The following is a 16,365-nucleotide window of genomic DNA, read 5'->3' as shown; positions in this document are numbered from 1 at the left end:
CGGTGCACCGCGCATCGATGTGGCTCGCTGACGAGGCGTAGACCACACCGAACCCTCGTCGAGCCCGGGCACCGATTACCGGTGCTCGGGCTCGACTTTTGCGTCGGGCACGAGCTCGGGGGCGATGACGGCCCGCGGTGTTTTCTCGACCGACTTCGGCATCTCGATGGGTTTCGCCGCGGCATCGAACTCGGCGAGCCGACGCGCGGTTGGCAGTACTCGGCTCTCGTAGGACCCGACGAACTGGTCATAGGCCTCGACCGAACCCCGTAGTTGGCGGCCGAGCTTCGCGAGGTGGCCCGACGCGGTGCCGATGCGGCGATAGAGGTCGCTTGAGAGCGCCAACACCTGCTCGACCGACTCGCTCACGCGTTCTTGCTGCCACGCGGCGGCGATCGAGCGCAGGATCGCCCAGAGCGTGGTCGGGGACGCGAGCGCGACGCCCTTGGCAAAGGCGTCGTCGAGCAAGGCCGGGTCGGCGGTGAGCGCCGCCGAGAGTGCCGCCTCGCTCGGGAGGTACGCGACGACGAAGTTCGGCGAGCCCGGTACGACGGCCTGGTAGTTGCGGGCTCGCAGGGTGTCGATGTGGCCCCGCACTGCCTGCGCATGCTCGCGGAGAAGCCGCGACCGCAGCTTGGCGTCGGCCTCGGTGCCGGGCTGGGGCACGCGCATCCCTTCGAGGAAGCGTAACATCGGCGCCTTCGCGTCGACGACGAGCGCGTGCTCGCCGGGCAGGCGCACGACGGCGTCGGGCCGGAGCCGGCCGTCGTCACCCTCGACCGAGACCTGGGTGTCGAAGTCGACGTGGGGGAGCATCCCCGCGCTCTCAAAGAGGTTGCGCAACTGGGCCTCCCCCCAGTTGCCGCGGGCCGTGCCCGAGCGCATCGCCGCGGTAAGCTGCTCGGTGGCCGCCCGCAGCTCGGCGTCGGAGCTCGCCCGCACGCGCAGTTGCTCGCTCAACCGACCGTGCAGCTCGAGGCGTTCTTGCTCAAGCTCGTGCACGGTCAGCCGCAAGCGCGAGAGTTCGCTGCGCATCGGCGCGAGCTCTTGCAGGATTCGCGCGTCGCCCGAGCCGCGAAGCTCGGCCTGCGTCTGTGCCTGGCGAAGCTCGTCGACGCGGGCCTCGGCCGTCAGGGCGCGCCCGCGTGTGACGAGCACGCCGATTACCGCGCCGAGCGCGACGCCGATGAGAAGACTAATGATGAGCCCTGCGATGTCCATGCCTGCAGCGTGCCATGAGCCTGCGACATGGCCCGCCAACGACTAGGAGTTGCGACGGAACAGGCCGCGAATGCCGCCCGGTCGCTGACGCGGCGACGGCGTCGCGGCGGGTACGGGTGCTGGGCCCGGAAGCGTTGCCGTCTCGAGCCAACTCGCAAATGAGGCCCATTCGAGCGCGAGTTCGTTGCCGGTCGGTCGGCCGTAGGCGTCCGCAATCGCTAGCGCCGCCTGCAGCGGTTCTTCGTCGGCGGTGCGCTGCTTGGCAAGGGCGGCGCGGGCTTGAACGCCAGGGAGCTCGGTGAGGATGCCGTGATCGTGTAGTGCCTCGACGAGCACGTCAAACCGCTCGGTCATTGGCGGTTGGGCCTTCGCGAGACGGCGGCGTCGGTCGGCAAGGGCCCGCACTGCGAGGCTGGCGGCGCCGCTGTCGGACTTCGCGAGTTCGAGCAGCTTCGTGTCGGCAAACGGCGCGTTGGTGCGTTCGAGGGCGTCGATGTACTGCTCGAGTTCGCGGCCGTGCAGTTCGTCGTAGCCCTCAGCGAGTTGGTTGAACTGCTCGGCGACGCTCGGCGAGCGCGTGCCCGCGAGCACCTCGCAGGTCGCGGTCCACGACGCCGGCGGGTCGCCCGGTCGCGGGTTCGCGGTCGGCACGGCGTCGAGTGGTTCGGCCTCGCCCCAGTACGAGAGCACGACGCGCTGCACATCGTAGGAGTCCGGTGTGGCCCGGGCCGCGGCGACGAGGAGATTGTCGGCAGCGCGCTCGGCGGTGTCGACGAGATCGGACGCGGCCATCGCGGCCTCGAGTTGCGTCAGGTCATCGGTGGCCGTCGGTTCGGCCGTTAGCTCGGCATCCTCGGCAGGCTCGGTTGACTCATCGTCGGCGACCTCCGCCGCCGCGCTCGCCGCGCTATTGTGGCGCACGATCGCCTCGTGAGCGCGCTCGAGCAGCAGCCGACGCAGCGGCAGGTAGACCTCTTCGGCGTCGTCGGGGTGCAGCATCCGCGCGGCCTGCGCCGCTTCGGCCGGTAGATCGGCGTCGGTGCCGTGCTCGCCCCATTCCCGCAGCGCGGCGAGCGACTTTGCCCCGAACGCGCGCCGCGTGCGAGCGCCAGGCTCGGCGATGACGGTGCGCCACGCGAACTGCTCGGGGAACACTTCGGGCCACGTTTCCGCGATCTCGTCGATCGCGCGGTGGTCGTCGAAGGCGTCCGCGAGAATCAGCGCGATGCCGGCCTGCGCATCCTTGTCATTGCGGTCGCGCAGCGAGTTCCACCGAGCCAGCGACTTGCGGTAGGCCGCGTCGCCCCCATCGGCGATGATTGCGATGGCGATGCCCGTGGCGTCGATGTTCTCGGGGCGCTCAAGCAGGTGCTGCCAGCGGGGTGCGGTCAAGGGATGCTCCTTGCGGTGGTCAAAATGTTGCGTCGGCCACGAGTTGGTCGTGCGCTGGCGCATCCTCGGGTTGCAGGTGGCGGATCTGCACTCGGGACGAGCTCGCAAGCTCGTCCATGTCGGTGAAACCGCCAGTGCGTGCGACGTCGACGACGATCGCCGCGCACGCCTCGGCATCCGCGAGGGGGTCGTGGTGGTTCTCCAGGGTATAACCGGCGGCGGCCGCCGCGCGAGGCAGTTTGTACGAGGGAAGTTGGTAGCTCGTGCGGGCGAGTCGGAGCGAGCAGAAATAGCGCATGCCGGGCACGGGCAGTCGGCTCGCGCGCGAGGCGGCGACGATGACTCCGATGTCGAAGCCCGCGTTGTGGGCAACGACGACGTCATCGCCGATAAAGTCGATGAGCCGCTGCAAGCTCTCACGCCACCGTGGTGCGCGGGCGACGCGCTCCGGGCTCACGCCGTGGAGCTGAATGTTGAACGGCTCGAACTGGTCATGACCTTCGGGCGGATGGATCAGCCAGGTCTCGCGTTCGACGAACTCGCCGTCGCGCACCCGCACCACGCCGACCGCGCAGGCGGAGGCGGGGGAGCGGTTGGCCGTTTCGAAGTCGACGGCGGTGAAACTGACTGACATGTGGCTCAATGGTGGCACGACCCCCTGACATTGTCGGGGCCGCCGCAGGCGATCCGCCCGGCCGGTAGACTAGGGCGCCGTGGCTCTTACTATCGGAATCGTCGGACTGCCCAACGTCGGCAAGTCCACCCTCTTCAACGCGCTGACCAAGAACACGGTGCTTGCCGCGAACTACCCGTTCGCGACGATCGAACCGAACGTCGGCGTCGTTGAACTGCCGGATGCGCGGCTCGGCCAGCTCGCCGAAATCTTCGCCTCGCAGCGGCTGCTGCCGGCAACGGTGTCGTTCGTTGACATCGCCGGCATCGTGAAGGGCGCGAGTGAGGGTGAGGGGCTCGGTAACCAGTTCCTCGCGAACATTCGTGAGGCGGATGCGATCGCGCAGGTCGTGCGCGGATTCTCCGACCCCGACGTCGTGCACGTCGACGGCGCGGTGTCGCCCGCGAGCGACATGGAGACGATCAACACCGAGCTGATCCTGGCCGACCTGCAGACCCTCGAGAAGGCGATTCCGCGCTTCGAGAAGGAAGTCAAGGGGAAGAAGCTCGACGCGTCCGTGCTCAACGCCGCGAAGGAAGCACTCGCTGTGCTCAACGAGGGCAAGCTGCTCTCGAGCAGCGATCTCGACCTCGAGCCCGTTCGTGAGCTCGGCCTGCTCAGCGCGAAGCCGTTCATCTACGTCTTCAACGTCGACGAGGCGATCCTCGCCGATCAGGGCAAGCTCGACGAGCTCGCCGCGCTGGTTGCGCCCGCTCAGGCGGTATTCCTCGACGCGAAGACCGAGTCGGAGCTGATCGACCTGCCCGCCGACGAAGCTGCCGAACTGCTCGAGGCACTCGGCCAGGATGAGTCGGGTCTCGACCAGCTCGCGCGCGTCGGCTTCGACACGCTCGGCCTCCAGACCTACCTCACGGCCGGCCCGAAGGAAGCGCGCGCCTGGACCATCCGCAAGGGCGACAAGGCACCCCAGGCTGCAGGCGTGATCCACACCGACTTCGAGCGCGGCTTCATCAAGGCCGAGGTCGTCTCGTTCGAGGATCTCCTCGCGGCGGGCTCAATGCAGGACGCCAAGGCGGCCGGCAAGGTGCGCATCGAGGGCAAGGACTACGTCATGCAGGACGGCGACGTGGTGGAGTTCCGGTTTAACGTATAGCGTTAATGACGGACTCCGTTATACACTGGTTTCGTGATCAGATCGTTCGGCAACAAGGACACCGAACGGGTGTGGCGTCGTGAGCGCGTGCGCTCGATCGATCCGAGGATCCATCGGGTCGCGCTGCGCAAGCTACGTCAGGTGGGGTCTGCAGAGTCTCTCGAGGACCTCCGCGTCCCGCCTGGCAATCGGCTCGAGGCGCTCAAGGGCGATCGGGTCGGGCAGCACAGCATCAGGATCAACGACCAGTGGCGGATCTGCTTCGTGTGGACCGACGCTGGACCAGAGGAGGTGCAGATCGTTGACTACCACTGACAGGATCGAGCCGATTCACCCGGGTGAGGTCCTCATGGAGGACTTCATCGAGGGCTTCGGCATCACACAGAACAAGCTCGCCGTGTCGATCGGCGTCCCGCCCCGGCGGATCAACGAGATCGTGCACGGCAAGCGGGGGATCACCGCAGACACGGCGCTGCGGCTCGCGAGGTACTTCGGCACGTCGGCCGAGTTCTGGATCAACCTGCAGAGCCACTATGAGCTCGACCGCGCCGAGGACGCAGCAGGTGAGCAGATCGCGGCGATCGCGCCGCTACAGGTCGCGTGACCAGCTGCGTCGTGCAACGCCCCGGAGGCGTCTGCATCGCGGTCACCGACCTCGGCGGCGACGGCCCTGTCGTCGTGCTGCTGCACGGGCTTGCCGGGAGCTCGCGGGAGTTGCTGCGCACGGCGCGAGCGTTGCAGGACCATCGGGTCCTGCTCGTGGACCAGCGAGGGCACGGTGCGAGCACGCGGCTTCCCGATGATCTATCCCGCGACGCCTTCGTCGGCGACGTCGTGGCGGCGATCGAGGAGCTCGCCCCAGGGAGTCGAGCGACGCTCGTCGGGCAGTCGATGGGAGCCCACACTGCTTTTCTCGCAGCAGCAGCGCGCCCAGACCTGGTCGAGGGGCTCGTGATGCTCGAAGGTCATGTGTCGGGGAGTGACGATCCGCGCGAGGCTGCTGGTCTCGGCGCGTACTTCGCGTCCTGGCCGGTTCCGTTCCGGGACGAGGCCGCTGCCCGCGAGTTCCTCGGTGATGACGCGATCGTTGATGCCTGGGTAGCGGATCTCCAGTCGACGGATGATGGGCTCGTCCCGGGTTTCGACGCCGCGGTCATGCAACGCACGATCGAGGCTGTGCATGAACCGCGCTGGGACGAGTGGGAAGCTCTGCAGGTTCCGACGCTCGCGATTTTCGCCAAGCACGGGATGTTCAGCGATGCCGACAAGGACGAGCTGATCCGGCGCAGGCCTGAGACGGTCAGAGTCGATCTCTCTGGCGGCAGCCATGATGCGCACCTCGACGCCTTCGACGAGTGGATCGACGTGCTTCGCCGCTGGTTATCTCGCGATCAGGCCAGCGACTCGCGGACCAGTGTCCGCTGAGGTTGTTAGCTGCGACGACGTGGTGGAATTCCGCTTCTCGAACTAAACCGCTGCGGTCGCCACTCGATTGAACGATCGCGATCCGGCGTTCATTAGCGGCCGCCTGAAATGCTTCCGCTCAGCGGCCGAGCTGACTCGTCACCGTGGGCATGTCTGTGTCTGCCCGCAGGAGTCGGGAGCGGGCAAACGCCACGGCGATAGCCCCGACGACCGCCGCCAGGATCAGAAGCGCGATAGCCGCGCCGGTCAGATTCGCGGCACCCAGCCACCCCGCGATTGGGTAGGTGACCAGGAAGCAAGCGTGGGAGAGGGCGAACTGGGCCGTGTAGACGAGATTCCGGTTCGCCGTCGTCGACGCGTCGGCCAGTAGCCTCGACGATGGCGTGTTGACGAGCGAGGTGCCGATGCCCAGCAGCACCCAGGTGCCCAGCAGTACGTACCATCCCGCCCCAGTGCTCGTCGCGACTGCGGTAACTATGACGGCGACGGCCAGCCCGGCGGTGATGACGACCGCGCCGGTGATCATGGTGCGGATCACGCCGAGCTTGTCAACCAGCCAGGGGATGTTCAGCGCGACGACGAGCGAGCCCATGCCGTAGCAGGCCAACGCGAGAGCGAGGGACTGATCGCCGAGCCCGAACACGCCGCGGGCGTAGACGACGGAGTTCACCAGAACGATCGCGGTGCCGGCCGCGACGACGATGTTCGTGAGCATTAGGAACCGCAACGTCGGCGTCCGGGCGAACACCTTCGCACCTAACGGGAGTCGCTGCCAGAACGGCAGCACGGGCCCGTCATCAGTGCGGGCAGGCAGCCGGGAGAGCAGCACCAGAATGGCCGAGCAGGCGAAGCCGACCGCGGTGCCGACGAACAGGTTGTTGTAGCTGATCAGAGTCAGCAGAGCCGCGGCGATCGTCGGGCTCAGTAGCGCCTCGAGGTCATAGGCGAGACGCGACAGCGACAGCGCCCGAGTGTAGTCCTCCGGCTCCGGGAGGACCGAGGGGATCAGGGACTGGAATGCGGGGGTGAACGTCGCCGACGCGGACTGCAGCACGAACACGAGCACGTAGATCTGCCAGGCCTCGGTGACGAACGGCAGCATCACCGCAATCGCCAGGCGGATCAGATCCGCGGTGACCAGGACCGCCTTCTTCGGCAGTCGGTCGACGACCGCGGCGATCAGCGGGGCGACGCCGACATAGGCGACCATCTTGATGGTAAGCGCCGTGCCGAGCACCGACCCAGCCGCGTCGCCGGCGATGCCGAAAGCGAGCAGGCCCAGGGCGACGGTGAGCAGGCCGGTGCCGAGCAGGGCGATCACCTGGGCGGAGAACAGTTTCGCGTAGGTAGGGTTGCGGAAGACGCGCAGCATTAGTGGACATCCTCGGGGGTCCGGTGATCGCCGCGGTGGTGGGCCGGGTCGTTGCTCATCGTGTGCTGAGCCTGGAAGATCGCGTCCGCGACCAACTGACGGGCATGCTCGTTCGCCAGTCGGTAGAACACCTTCGTGCCCTCCTGCCGGGTCGAAACGATCCGCGCCAGGCGCAGCTTCGCCAGATGCTGGGAGACGGCCGGGGCGGACTTATCGACGATCTCTGCGAGATGGTTCACCGACAGCTCCTGATCGCGCAGGGCGAGGATGATCCGGATCCGGGTCGCATCCGAGAGCATCGAGAACACCTCGACCGCGAGCTCGACATACTCGCTCTCCGTCGACAGGGGACCGTCCATATCTGCATGCATACGCAGATTATTGCACAACCGATGGCCGAGAGTGCTGATGAGCTGACGCGTCTCCGGCTCCGGACTTCGCCCTGCAGTGAGTACTAGAGGTTGGTATGTGTGGGAACGTGGTGGAGTTCCGGTTCAACGTGTGATGTGAGCCGATCCTGCTCCGCGGGCCCCGTCGATCTTCGTGATCAGCGGGGCTTCGTTGGCTTGTTCTGGGCTGTCCGCATCCAGCCATCTGCGCTATCATGGTTGATAGCAGAAGGAGGTGGCCCGGATGTCATCCATCATCGTGCGCGGTCTCGATGACCACGTGAAGCAGCAGCTCGCATCGCAGGCGAAGGAGCACGGGCGGTCCATGGAGGCCGAGGTCCGCGACATCCTCACGAAGGCCGCTCGACGGCCGCACATCGGCATGGCTCTTCTGTCTGCGGCACGGGATGTCGAAGGGGTTGACGAGTTGCCGATTCCGACGCGCGATGATGTTGCAAGGGCGGCGGACTTCGAATGATCGTCCTCGACACGAACGTCATCTCGGAGATCTTTCGGCCCTCTCCGGAGCCTCGTGTCATCGAGTGGCTTGTGTCCTTGACGGGCGACGTCGCGATCACTTCCATCACTCTCGCGGAGTTGCTTGCCGGTGTGCGCAGGCTCCAGAACGGCCAACGCAAAGACGAGCTGGCGCAGAGGATCGATGAAGCGGTAGCGCCGTATCGGGGGAGCCGGTCGGTGCTCGCCTTCGATACTGACGCGGCGGAGCGATACGCGGAGGTGCTCGCGTCGCGTGAGGCAGCAGGCGCGCCGGTCAGTACAGCCGACGCCCAGCTCGCCGCGATCTGCCTGGCGCACGGGGCCACCTGCGCTACGCGCAATGTGAAGGACTTCCAGCACACCGGCGTCGAACTGGTGGACCCATGGAAGGTGGACGCGTGAAGCGTCATTCGATCGAGGTCCTCGCCCACCAGGAACTCACTGAGGCCGATCTGGGTGAACTTCGGCTGCTCTTCGACAACGAGTACCTCAAGGAGTTCGGAGAGTGGGATCCACAAGAGCCATACGGCTACGCGTCACATGATGTCCACATCATGGCGCGGATCGAAGGCCGCGTCATTGGCCACGTGGGATGGGCGCACCGCGAGATCGCTGTCGGTACGGAGACCCTCGCGATCGCGGGAGTCGGCGGTGTCTTGATCTCCGCTGATGCAAGAGGGATGCGTCTCGGGCGCGAACTCATGAGCTGGGCAGCGCAATCGATGCGCGATCGCGGTCGCCTCGCGTTCGGCTACTTGGCCTGTCGAGAGCAAGTCGTCCCGTTCTACGAGTCATGTGGTTGGAAGAGGATCCTTGCTCGCGAGAAGTCGATCGGGCGTGATGGCGAATCTGTCGTGGACGAGCTCGGCCCGCCGATCCTCATCCTGCCAATAGCCCCGCTCGAGACATGGCCTGACGGAGACGTCGACCTGCGCGGGCGGGCTTGGTAGTCGCTGACTGCAGATGGTTCTCCGTGCCGGACCGCGGTTGAATTCAGGTTCAACGTGTAGCACGGGTGCTACGATTGGTGCATGAGTACGGCTGAAGCACACAGTGAGAGCCTCTCGCAGCGCGAGTTGCGCAACGAATCTGGACGCGTGCTGCGTGAGGTGAGCGAGGGGCATTCGTTCGTGCTGACCAATCGCGGTATCCCCGTCGGGCGCATCGTTCCGCTCGATGCCCCGCCGTCCGCGCTACCCATCTCGCGACCGGCCAAGCGAGTCGGTGGTTGGTCCGACCTGAAGCCTCAGCCGACTGACCGCGACCGGCCGATGAACCGAATCCTCGACGAACTGCGGGGAGACCGGGTGTGAGTACCGCTCCGCTGGTGTATGTCGATACGTCCGCGCTCGGCGCACTGCTTGTTGCTCAGCCCGAGACTCAAGAGCTAGTGAACTGGCTTGATCGCGAGGATGCGTGCCTTGTCTCGAGTGATCTTCTTGAGACCGAACTGCGTCGCATGGCGGTCCGGGAAGGCCGGGACCAGTCGAAAGTGAGCGCACTCTTGGAGGGTGTGTCGCTGGCGGCCCTCGACCGCGCAACGTATCGATCCGCTGGCTTCCTGCCGATGCAGTATCTGCGTACTCTTGATGCCTTGCATCTAGAGGCTGCCATTCGTCTTGACGCGGATGCTGTCTTGACCTATGACCGTCGGCTTGGGGAAGCGGCAGAGACGGCTGGGCTCGATGTCATCTCCCCTGGCGCGGTCGGGTGATCCGAGTGAACGAATTCGTGGACCGTGCGCGTTCATTTGTCGCGGCAAACTATCCGCAGGCAGATGCGGCATTCCGATCCGAGGAGGGCCGATACATGATGCATCGCACGGACTGTCATTCATAAAACTGCGCCTGCGGCCGATGGACGTGTCTGATGCCGACACGTTCGCCGATTGGGCATCTGATCCGGTGTTTCTTGCTCATGCCGGGTGGAGCGGCCGTGCGACGGTCGAGGAATTGACTGTCTGGTGGGTAGCATTCATCGCAGCTCCGGATCCCCAGCTCGTCCGGCTGTCTGCCGTGTCGGGAGATGACGTCGTGGGATACGTGGACCTCCACGGCGATGAGCAGAGCACACGCGAACTCGGCTTCGTCATCGGTCCTTCCTCTCGGTGGGGTCGAGGCTTGGGGACAATGGCGGCCTCGGCGGGGCTCGAGTATGGGTTCGACGTGCTCAAGCTCTCGTCCGTATGGGCGGAGGCGGTCGACGCCAACGTCGGTTCGCTCCGCGTGCTGGAGCGGATCGGCATGACGCGCACCGGCGCAGGTGATGACGACATGTTTCTCGGGGTGACTTCCACGTACTCACGCTTCGCGTTGTCCCGATCAGACTGGGAACAACGCTAGGGTGCACTGCCCGGCGTTTCCCACAGGTCCGGGGTCGTTCCTATCTGTGGCGATGTGGTGGAGTTCCGCTTCAACGTGTGACCTGCCGCTTCTGCGTGCATCGCCCCGGTCGTCGATGGCGACCGGGGCGATCGTCTTCTACCAGGTTCGTGGATAGTCGAGCGTCAGCAGCATGTCATCGCGGATGTCGCGCAGGATCGTCTCATCGAGTTCGCCGATCCGGATGCTGCGCGATCGCTGCGGGGTGATGACATCGTTTCCGGGGTTCCACGCGCGAAGGACGGCGATGCGGGAGACATGCGGGACATGATCGGGTAGTTCGCGAAGCCAGCCGAGCCAGCGTTCCGCGCTGATCTCGTCCTCGAGGGCAGGATCGGCCCGCCGGCCGATCAGCGAGTCGCAGTCGCACATGCGTGTTGTCAGGGTGAAGACGCGCGAAGAGCTGCGCACACGGCTAGAGCCGATGCTCATCTCTTCGGCGACGGGCGCGACGCTGAGCCGTTCCGTGGTGAATCGCTGGAACTCGGTGGTGAAGGCCGCGGCGTTCACCGCCCAGAGATTGATCGCGCACATGGACGTTCACGCTATCAGCTCGGCGGGGGGCGTGGCCCCACGATAAGCGCGCCGCGGAGCTGGACAGCGAGTCGGGATACTGAGACCTGATGAAGGGCGGAGAGCCGTGCAGGTCCTGCGGGAACGGATGATGCATAGCGAATGGCACTGGTGGCAGACAGACGGCTGTACGTACCGGAATGCGGCGGAGTTCCGCGTCAACGTTTGGCCGATTCGTCTGACGTTGCAGACTCGGTGAGGGCGGCGGCGTAGTTGTGCATCGAGCGCTGGTAGCGCGGCAGCGCGTCTATCTGTGCCTCGATGGCGACCCGGAGGGCTTCGTCCTTGCGTCCAGCACTGTGGAGAGCCAGAGAGAGCCCGACACGAGGCGCGGAGCCCGTCGTTGCGTGCATCGGGGCGGCTTGCAGCACGGCGATTGCCTCGTCCAGGCGGCCGAGACTAGGGAGTGTCGATCCATACTGGACGGGGAGCTGTGCATGCCTGTCGTGGTTGAGACCGAGCTCAAGAGTGCGCTCGTACTCTGCGCCGGCTTCAGTCTCGAATCCCATCGAGTCGTACATGCCCGCGCGTTCGAACTCTGCCCTGCCGTCCTCAGCCGGGCATCTATCAGCCAAAGCCTGCATCGCTGCCACGCCGCGGTCTCGATCGAAGGAGTCGAAGCGCCCCCAGAGATCGGCGACGGCTGCTTCCCACTGTTCACTTTCTGCTGTAATCGCACGAACTCTGCCACGACGCGAAGCCTGTCGACGGTTTTCGTCGAGCGGGCGGCACCATCGCCGCTCGACCCAGAGGTTGCTCCGTGCCGGAACTCGGTGGAGTTCCGTTTCAACGTATAGTCGCGTTCCGCTTCAACCTTGCCATCGCCTAGGCCGCATGCTGGGTGTCAACTCGGATGAGGGTCTTCGGTTTGGGGATCGAAGAGTTCATCGATCCTGCAGTCGAAGACCGCTGCCAGACGGAAGGCTAGCGGCAATGACGGGTCGAAGCGTCCACGCTCGATGGAGATGACGGTCTGGCGGGAGACTCCGAGCTCGTCGGCAAGGTGCTGTTGTGACCAGCCGCGGTCCAGTCGGCGTTTCTGAAGGGAATTCTTCATCATCAGCCTCGCTTCTTCGCCATGAGATAGCGCACAACGGTGCTGAAGAAGGCGATCCCGATCACTCCAATGAGGGCCCACATGACATCGAGATCGAAGCCGGTAATGGCGAGAGCCGCGAGGGTGAGTCCGGTCAACGTGATCGTGTCTCGGAGCGCGCCCGCCATCGCGGAGTCGAGCCACTTCGACTCGATCGACTCATCCGGGTTGTCGATTGCGCCCCGCAGAGTCGAGCGATCCACTACCAGTATCCAGATGAGGCCGATGAAACCCCACGACATCACGAGGGCGAATACGCCGGCGATGACCAGAGCCTGATCGCCCTGGGCGACTTTGGTCAAGAGCGTCAGTGCGCCGACTCCGATGGCCAGGATCAATCCCGCAGGGATCGCAACCGCCATCGCGGGGACATGCCCTCCGGCGAAGTTGACACGGCCCCAACGTGTGCGGCTGTCGTTGTGTGACTCGGTGTTCATGAACTCTCCTATGTGAAGCTTGTTTGACATGTGAAGCTTGTTTGACATGTGAAGCTAGCTTGACGTGTATAGCTCGCTTTACGCAAGTTCGCCTTCTCGGGATTCCGGCCGGTTGCCTCCTCGCGCGTGAGGTTGGTATGTGCCGGAACTCGGTGGAGTTCCGTTTCAACGTGTAGCCCGCTCCGGTCGTTGGGCGAGCGAAGCGAGACGCAACGCACTGAGCCACATATACGACTGAGCGGCGCGAGTCCTGCGAACCTGGCAGAGTTAACCTGTGTCTACGCCTGATTTCGAACCTGACCTGGTGCCAGAGATTCTGGTCTCTGACGTGCGCGCGAGCCTCGATTTCTGGTGCGGCCTGTGCAATTTCCAGGTGCTGTACGACCGACCCGAAGAGGGGTTCGCCTACATCGCGCGTGGGACGGCCCACCTCATGCTCGAAGAGCGCGGGAGAGGGCGCAATTGGTTCACGGGTGAACTTGTCCAGCCCTTCGGTCGCGGGATCAACTTTCAGATTAGCGTCCCTGAGATCGACTCCATCTTGAGTGCTCTTCGTGACGTGGGCTCGGCGTTATTCATGGAGCCCGAGACGAAGTGGTATCGCGTCAGCGACGCCGAGGAAGCCGGGGTTAGTCAGTTCCTCGTGATGGACCCGGATGGGTATCTGATTCGGTTCCAGAGCTCGATTGGACGGCGTGAACGCGCGGACTGATGCGCGCGCTGCCCCAGCGACTCAACGACACCGCTAATGGTGACGTGACCCGGCGGAGTTCCGCTTCAACGTGGAGTCGCGTTCCGGTTCAACCTCTGGCGCGAACGCCGGACCCCGCAGCGAGGTCCGGCGTTCGGGCTCTCAATGGGGCTACGACTGGAAGAAGCTCGCTTTTGGGTGATGCCATCGCTAAAGGTTAGTTTGCTTATCTGGAGTACCGTACTATTGGAGTATGGGACGTGATCTTGAAGACCTCCGCTTACAGCTCTCTGACCTAAGCGAGCGTGTGGGGCAGCTTGAATCCGAGTGGGAAGACAAGCCGCGGATCTCGATTTCGACTCCAGGGTCTGACGAGGAGCAGTTTTGGGCGCTTCGCGAACTGCAAGCGCGACGTGAGGATCACCCCAGTACGGTCGGTGGTGCGGTCATGATTGTCGGCAGCCTTAACTTGCCTGACGGCGCACCCGTTGCATGGCAGCAGAGTACTGGCAGTGACGGTCTGCTTGAAACCGACTGGTCAGACCTCGCTGGGGCGTTCAGCGCGCTGGGGCACCCCGGACGCCTGGAACTCATTCGGCACATCCTCTCGGGCGTGCATACAACCGCGGAACTTTCTGAGATCGCGTCGCTTGGAACCACGGGGAAACTGCACCATCACTTACGGCAGCTCGTCGCGGCTGGCTGGGTGCGGCAGAGTGCGCGAGGGAGTTACGAGGTTCCTGCAGCCCGCATTGTTCCGTTGCTTGCATGCCTGACAGGTGCGGGACGATGATGCGTGTCGTGCGTGCGATCTATCGTGTGCGCGGGTCGCTTTACTTTTCGGCAGCCGGGATTCTCATCGGCAATGCCGTACTCGGCCGGTTTGTCACTGTCGAAGCGATATTGCCGTATCGGAACGCGGTGGTCTGGGTCGCCATGGCGATTGCCGCACTCTGTGTCGTGCTGACGTTCTCGGTTCCACGTCTTCTGCCGCAGGAATCTACACGATCTGTGCTTGCTCCCGTTGTCGGACGCTGGCAGGCGTTGAATAGTCCGGCGTCTGCCGTTCCGAGCCATGGTGTTCGGGCGTACGGACAAGCCTATGCAATCGACCTCGTGTACGACGATATTCAAGCGCCCCGTCCCGAGTTTGGCCGGGCCATGATGAGCGACCCGAATAGGTACCCCACGTTTGGGCAACCGGTGTACGCCATGATCGGAGGCACTGTGGTCCGCGCTTCTGGTTGGCGGCGGGATCACCGCGCTCGATCGAATGGGTGGGGCATCGTGTACATGATGATCGAAGGCGCACTTCGGGAGTTGGGTGGCCCAGGGTTCGTGATCGGAAACCATCTAGTTATTCGCGGTGACGACGGAGTCTATGCGGTCGTGGCGCACTTGAAGCAGGGGTCTTTGGCGGTGTCGAACGGGCAACGGGTCAGCGCTGGTGGTCTCGTGGGGTATTGCGGCAACTCGGGCAATAGCAGCGAGCCCCATGTGCATGCTCAGCTGATGGACCGCTCGTCGTTTTGGACAGGTTTAGGAATTCCGATGAGTTTTTCAAACATCTCCGAGAACGATGAAGCCACTGCCACTGCTCTTCCGGAGAACGGAGGGCACCTCGTCGCGCGACGCGCGAGAACTTCCGCTGAGGGATGATGCTGGGCCAGGAATCCCAATATGAGGTTGGAACCTCCGGCGACGAACTGCGAAAGTCTGCGAGGCTGGCCGACTCTCGCGTGCGAGCGTGGGTAGCTCGCCGCGCGCCGTCGGATCTGTATCTGTCGGCAATCACGGTGCTGGAGGTCGAGGTCGGCATTGGTCGAATCGCGCGCCGCGACGCGCTGCAGGGAGAGCGCCTGCATGCCTGGCTTGACGATGAGTTGCTGGATGCATTCGCCGGGCGGATCTTGCCCGTCGATGTCCCGGTTGCTCGTTGAGCAGCCCGCCTTCGCGTGCCGGACCCGCGCCCTGAACGCGACGCACTTATCGCGGCGACGGCTGCGGTTCATGGCCTGTCCATTGTGACGCGCAACGTCAAGGACTTTGCCGCACTCGACGTACCGATCCTCAATCCGTGGAGCGCCCCGTAAACGTCGCCCGCCCGCCCGCCATGTTCGTGATTCAACTCGTCGGCGACGCACCTCGCATGGTTGGGTGGTCGTATGCGAATCGAGCTAACCCGGTTTCGGGTGCGAGAAGGGGCGCGCCAAAGTTGATGAGTGGATGGCATTTCTGAACGCGAATCAGGATGCTGTGCGGGAGACTCTCGAACCGGAAGAGATGTATGTCGAGACGATCTTCCACGAAGTCGTGGACGGCGTTGACTATCTCTACTGGTACAGCGTGCAGGGCGAGAACGGGCAGTCAGCTGACCATTCCGAACACTGGCTCGACAAACATCACGTCGTCTTCTGGCAAGAATGCATCGACGAGATCTTCCCCGGCGAAGACCTGACTACGCGGGTACACATGTCGCCGCGTCGCGTCGAGGCGGCCATGAGGCCGCGCGGGGATTGAGGTGCGTCAGTGCTCGCCCTTGATCACGAAGTAGGAGCCACGGATCGTGCCGGCAAGCTTCGACTTCTGCCGGGCGAACTTGAACGAGCCGAGCTCGTTGGGCACGTCCATGCCGTCGGAGAGCTTGAAGCCAACCGCGCGCTTGCGGCCGTCGGCGAGAATCTTTGTCACCCAAGCGAGGGTTTCCGTTCCCTCCGCAGGCTCGGTGGTGAAGGTGATGTCGTACTTGTTGTGCATGTAGCGCGCCTCATTGGCCCGGAGGCCCGCAAGGGCGTCGGGGATGGGCGAAGACTCCAGCCCGGCGGTGGTTACGTTCACAAAGTCGACGACGCGTGGCATGAGTTCAAGCTATACCTGCTCGCGCGTGCACGCAGCACAAGATCCGTCACGAGAGCCGACGCCTCGAGAAACTCGTTGTCGGCTACCTGCGCGATGCCGAGCTCGACTACGGGATCCCCACGAATCAACCGTGGTGCCGCTCTCTGAACAGGGATGCGAAGAAGTCCTCGTCGCTCTAGAAACGCTGCGGAAGCGATTGAAGCGCACCGACGACCTCTAACTCAGGCGCACGCGTCTTGCCGGG

Annotated in this window: 25 protein-coding genes; 15 read left to right on the top strand and 10 right to left on the bottom strand. The window is 64.5% G+C overall.

The genetic code is table 11. The features are described 5' to 3' along the window. Positions 1-75: 75 nt before the first annotated feature. From QM019_RS05725 to QM019_RS05715, 3 genes are read right to left on the bottom strand one after another with little or no spacing between them, the layout of a single operon-like run. The gene (locus QM019_RS05725) at positions 76-1,221 is read right to left on the bottom strand and encodes a DNA recombination protein RmuC (protein WP_282852228.1); all 1,146 of its coding nucleotides are present in this window, start codon (positions 1,219-1,221) and stop codon (positions 76-78) included. Between the two features lie 42 nt (positions 1,222-1,263). Next, positions 1,264-2,613, bottom strand: coding sequence for a hypothetical protein (locus QM019_RS05720; RefSeq protein WP_282852227.1), 1,350 nt, complete (start codon positions 2,611-2,613; stop codon positions 1,264-1,266). A 19-nt stretch (positions 2,614-2,632) separates the two neighbouring features. Further along, positions 2,633-3,247 (bottom strand): 3'-5' exonuclease, encoded by a 615-nt coding sequence (locus QM019_RS05715; protein WP_282852226.1) that lies wholly within the window; start codon positions 3,245-3,247, stop codon positions 2,633-2,635. Between the two features lie 79 nt (positions 3,248-3,326). Here QM019_RS05715 and ychF point away from each other — a divergent pair, with 79 nt between their 5' ends. From ychF to QM019_RS05695, 4 genes are all read left to right on the top strand, one after another. Continuing rightward, a complete protein-coding gene (gene ychF, locus QM019_RS05710; RefSeq protein WP_282826847.1) occupies positions 3,327-4,400 on the top strand; it encodes a redox-regulated ATPase YchF in 1,074 nt (357 codons plus the stop codon). Positions 4,401-4,433: 33 nt separating this feature from the next. Then, entirely contained in the window at positions 4,434-4,715 is a 282-nt protein-coding gene (locus tag QM019_RS05705; RefSeq protein ID WP_282852225.1) for a type II toxin-antitoxin system RelE/ParE family toxin, read from the top strand. Further along, a complete protein-coding gene (locus tag QM019_RS05700; protein ID WP_044496365.1) occupies positions 4,702-5,004 on the top strand; it encodes a HigA family addiction module antitoxin in 303 nt (100 codons plus the stop codon). Before QM019_RS05705 ends, QM019_RS05700 begins: the two co-directional genes overlap by 14 nt. 74 nt (positions 5,005-5,078) lie before the next feature. After that, positions 5,079-5,825, top strand: coding sequence for an alpha/beta fold hydrolase (locus QM019_RS05695; RefSeq protein WP_282852224.1), 747 nt, complete (start codon positions 5,079-5,081; stop codon positions 5,823-5,825). Between the two features lie 118 nt (positions 5,826-5,943). On the opposite strand, the gene QM019_RS05690 is transcribed toward QM019_RS05695, so the two are convergent. Together QM019_RS05690 and QM019_RS05685 are read right to left on the bottom strand one after the other, a co-directional pair. After that, positions 5,944-7,197 (bottom strand): MFS transporter, encoded by a 1,254-nt coding sequence (locus tag QM019_RS05690; RefSeq protein ID WP_282852223.1) that lies wholly within the window; start codon positions 7,195-7,197, stop codon positions 5,944-5,946. Then, a complete protein-coding gene (locus tag QM019_RS05685) occupies positions 7,197-7,556 on the bottom strand; it encodes an ArsR/SmtB family transcription factor (RefSeq protein ID WP_282852222.1) in 360 nt (119 codons plus the stop codon). The genes QM019_RS05690 and QM019_RS05685 overlap by 1 nt, the downstream gene beginning before the upstream one ends. Before the next feature lie 274 nt (positions 7,557-7,830). On the opposite strand from QM019_RS05685, the gene QM019_RS05680 reads away from it, so the two are divergent. The 6 genes from QM019_RS05680 (at position 7,831) to QM019_RS05655 (ending at position 10,426) form a co-directional block, all read left to right on the top strand. Then, on the top strand, positions 7,831-8,064 hold the full coding sequence (locus tag QM019_RS05680) for a FitA-like ribbon-helix-helix domain-containing protein (protein ID WP_193127612.1): 234 nt from the start codon (positions 7,831-7,833) through the stop codon (positions 8,062-8,064). Next, positions 8,061-8,486 (top strand): type II toxin-antitoxin system VapC family toxin, encoded by a 426-nt coding sequence (locus QM019_RS05675; RefSeq protein WP_282852221.1) that lies wholly within the window; start codon positions 8,061-8,063, stop codon positions 8,484-8,486. Before QM019_RS05680 ends, QM019_RS05675 begins: the two co-directional genes overlap by 4 nt. Beyond that, entirely contained in the window at positions 8,483-9,034 is a 552-nt protein-coding gene (locus QM019_RS05670; protein WP_282852220.1) for a GNAT family N-acetyltransferase, read from the top strand. The genes QM019_RS05675 and QM019_RS05670 overlap by 4 nt, the downstream gene beginning before the upstream one ends. An 81-nt stretch (positions 9,035-9,115) precedes the next feature. Beyond that, a complete protein-coding gene (locus tag QM019_RS05665) occupies positions 9,116-9,397 on the top strand; it encodes a type II toxin-antitoxin system Phd/YefM family antitoxin (protein ID WP_249387681.1) in 282 nt (93 codons plus the stop codon). Beyond that, positions 9,394-9,798: a type II toxin-antitoxin system VapC family toxin gene (locus QM019_RS05660; RefSeq protein ID WP_282852219.1), complete on the top strand. Its 405-nt coding sequence runs from the start codon at positions 9,394-9,396 to the stop codon at positions 9,796-9,798. Before QM019_RS05665 ends, QM019_RS05660 begins: the two co-directional genes overlap by 4 nt. Then, positions 9,728-10,426, top strand: a complete 699-nt coding sequence (locus QM019_RS05655) for a GNAT family N-acetyltransferase (protein WP_345961016.1) — start codon at positions 9,728-9,730, stop codon at positions 10,424-10,426. Before QM019_RS05660 ends, QM019_RS05655 begins: the two co-directional genes overlap by 71 nt. A 138-nt stretch (positions 10,427-10,564) precedes the next feature. Here the strand turns inward: QM019_RS05655 and QM019_RS05650 are convergent, their stop codons facing one another. The 4 genes from QM019_RS05650 to QM019_RS05635 form a co-directional block, all read right to left on the bottom strand. After that, positions 10,565-10,999: a hypothetical protein gene (locus QM019_RS05650; RefSeq protein WP_282852217.1), complete on the bottom strand. Its 435-nt coding sequence runs from the start codon at positions 10,997-10,999 to the stop codon at positions 10,565-10,567. A gap of 197 nt (positions 11,000-11,196) precedes the next feature. After that, positions 11,197-11,622, bottom strand: coding sequence for a tetratricopeptide repeat protein (locus QM019_RS05645; protein ID WP_282852230.1), 426 nt, complete (start codon positions 11,620-11,622; stop codon positions 11,197-11,199). A 260-nt stretch (positions 11,623-11,882) separates the two neighbouring features. Further along, positions 11,883-12,095 carry a helix-turn-helix transcriptional regulator gene (locus tag QM019_RS05640; RefSeq protein ID WP_282852229.1) on the bottom strand — a complete coding sequence of 71 codons (213 nt, stop codon included), beginning with the start codon at positions 12,093-12,095 and terminating at the stop codon, positions 11,883-11,885. Between the two features lie 2 nt (positions 12,096-12,097). Continuing rightward, positions 12,098-12,571, bottom strand: coding sequence for a hypothetical protein (locus QM019_RS05635; protein WP_282852215.1), 474 nt, complete (start codon positions 12,569-12,571; stop codon positions 12,098-12,100). Between the two features lie 274 nt (positions 12,572-12,845). On the opposite strand from QM019_RS05635, the gene QM019_RS05630 reads away from it, so the two are divergent. From QM019_RS05630 to QM019_RS05610, 5 genes are all read left to right on the top strand, one after another. Then, on the top strand, positions 12,846-13,283 hold the full coding sequence (locus QM019_RS05630) for a bleomycin resistance protein (protein ID WP_282852213.1): 438 nt from the start codon (positions 12,846-12,848) through the stop codon (positions 13,281-13,283). Positions 13,284-13,515: 232 nt separating this feature from the next. After that, the gene (locus QM019_RS05625) at positions 13,516-14,055 is read left to right on the top strand and encodes an ArsR/SmtB family transcription factor (protein ID WP_282852212.1); all 540 of its coding nucleotides are present in this window, start codon (positions 13,516-13,518) and stop codon (positions 14,053-14,055) included. Further along, positions 14,052-14,921, top strand: a complete 870-nt coding sequence (locus QM019_RS05620) for a M23 family metallopeptidase (protein WP_282852211.1) — start codon at positions 14,052-14,054, stop codon at positions 14,919-14,921. The genes QM019_RS05625 and QM019_RS05620 overlap by 4 nt, the downstream gene beginning before the upstream one ends. Beyond that, positions 14,918-15,202: a PIN domain-containing protein gene (locus tag QM019_RS05615; RefSeq protein ID WP_282852210.1), complete on the top strand. Its 285-nt coding sequence runs from the start codon at positions 14,918-14,920 to the stop codon at positions 15,200-15,202. The genes QM019_RS05620 and QM019_RS05615 overlap by 4 nt, the downstream gene beginning before the upstream one ends. Before the next feature lie 286 nt (positions 15,203-15,488). Beyond that, entirely contained in the window at positions 15,489-15,782 is a 294-nt protein-coding gene (locus QM019_RS05610; protein ID WP_282852209.1) for a DUF6176 family protein, read from the top strand. A 6-nt stretch (positions 15,783-15,788) separates the two neighbouring features. Here QM019_RS05610 and QM019_RS05605 read toward each other — a convergent pair whose 3' ends face one another. Beyond that, positions 15,789-16,121, bottom strand: a complete 333-nt coding sequence (locus tag QM019_RS05605; protein WP_282852208.1) for a phage tail protein — start codon at positions 16,119-16,121, stop codon at positions 15,789-15,791. Positions 16,122-16,365: the final 244 nt, after the last annotated feature.

The sequence above is a fragment of the Gulosibacter sediminis genome (assembly GCF_030011715.1).
Lineage (GTDB): Bacteria > Actinomycetota > Actinomycetes > Actinomycetales > Microbacteriaceae > Gulosibacter > Gulosibacter sediminis.
The sequence above is the reverse complement of the archived record's forward strand: the minus strand, read 5'-3'. Positions and strand labels throughout refer to the sequence as shown.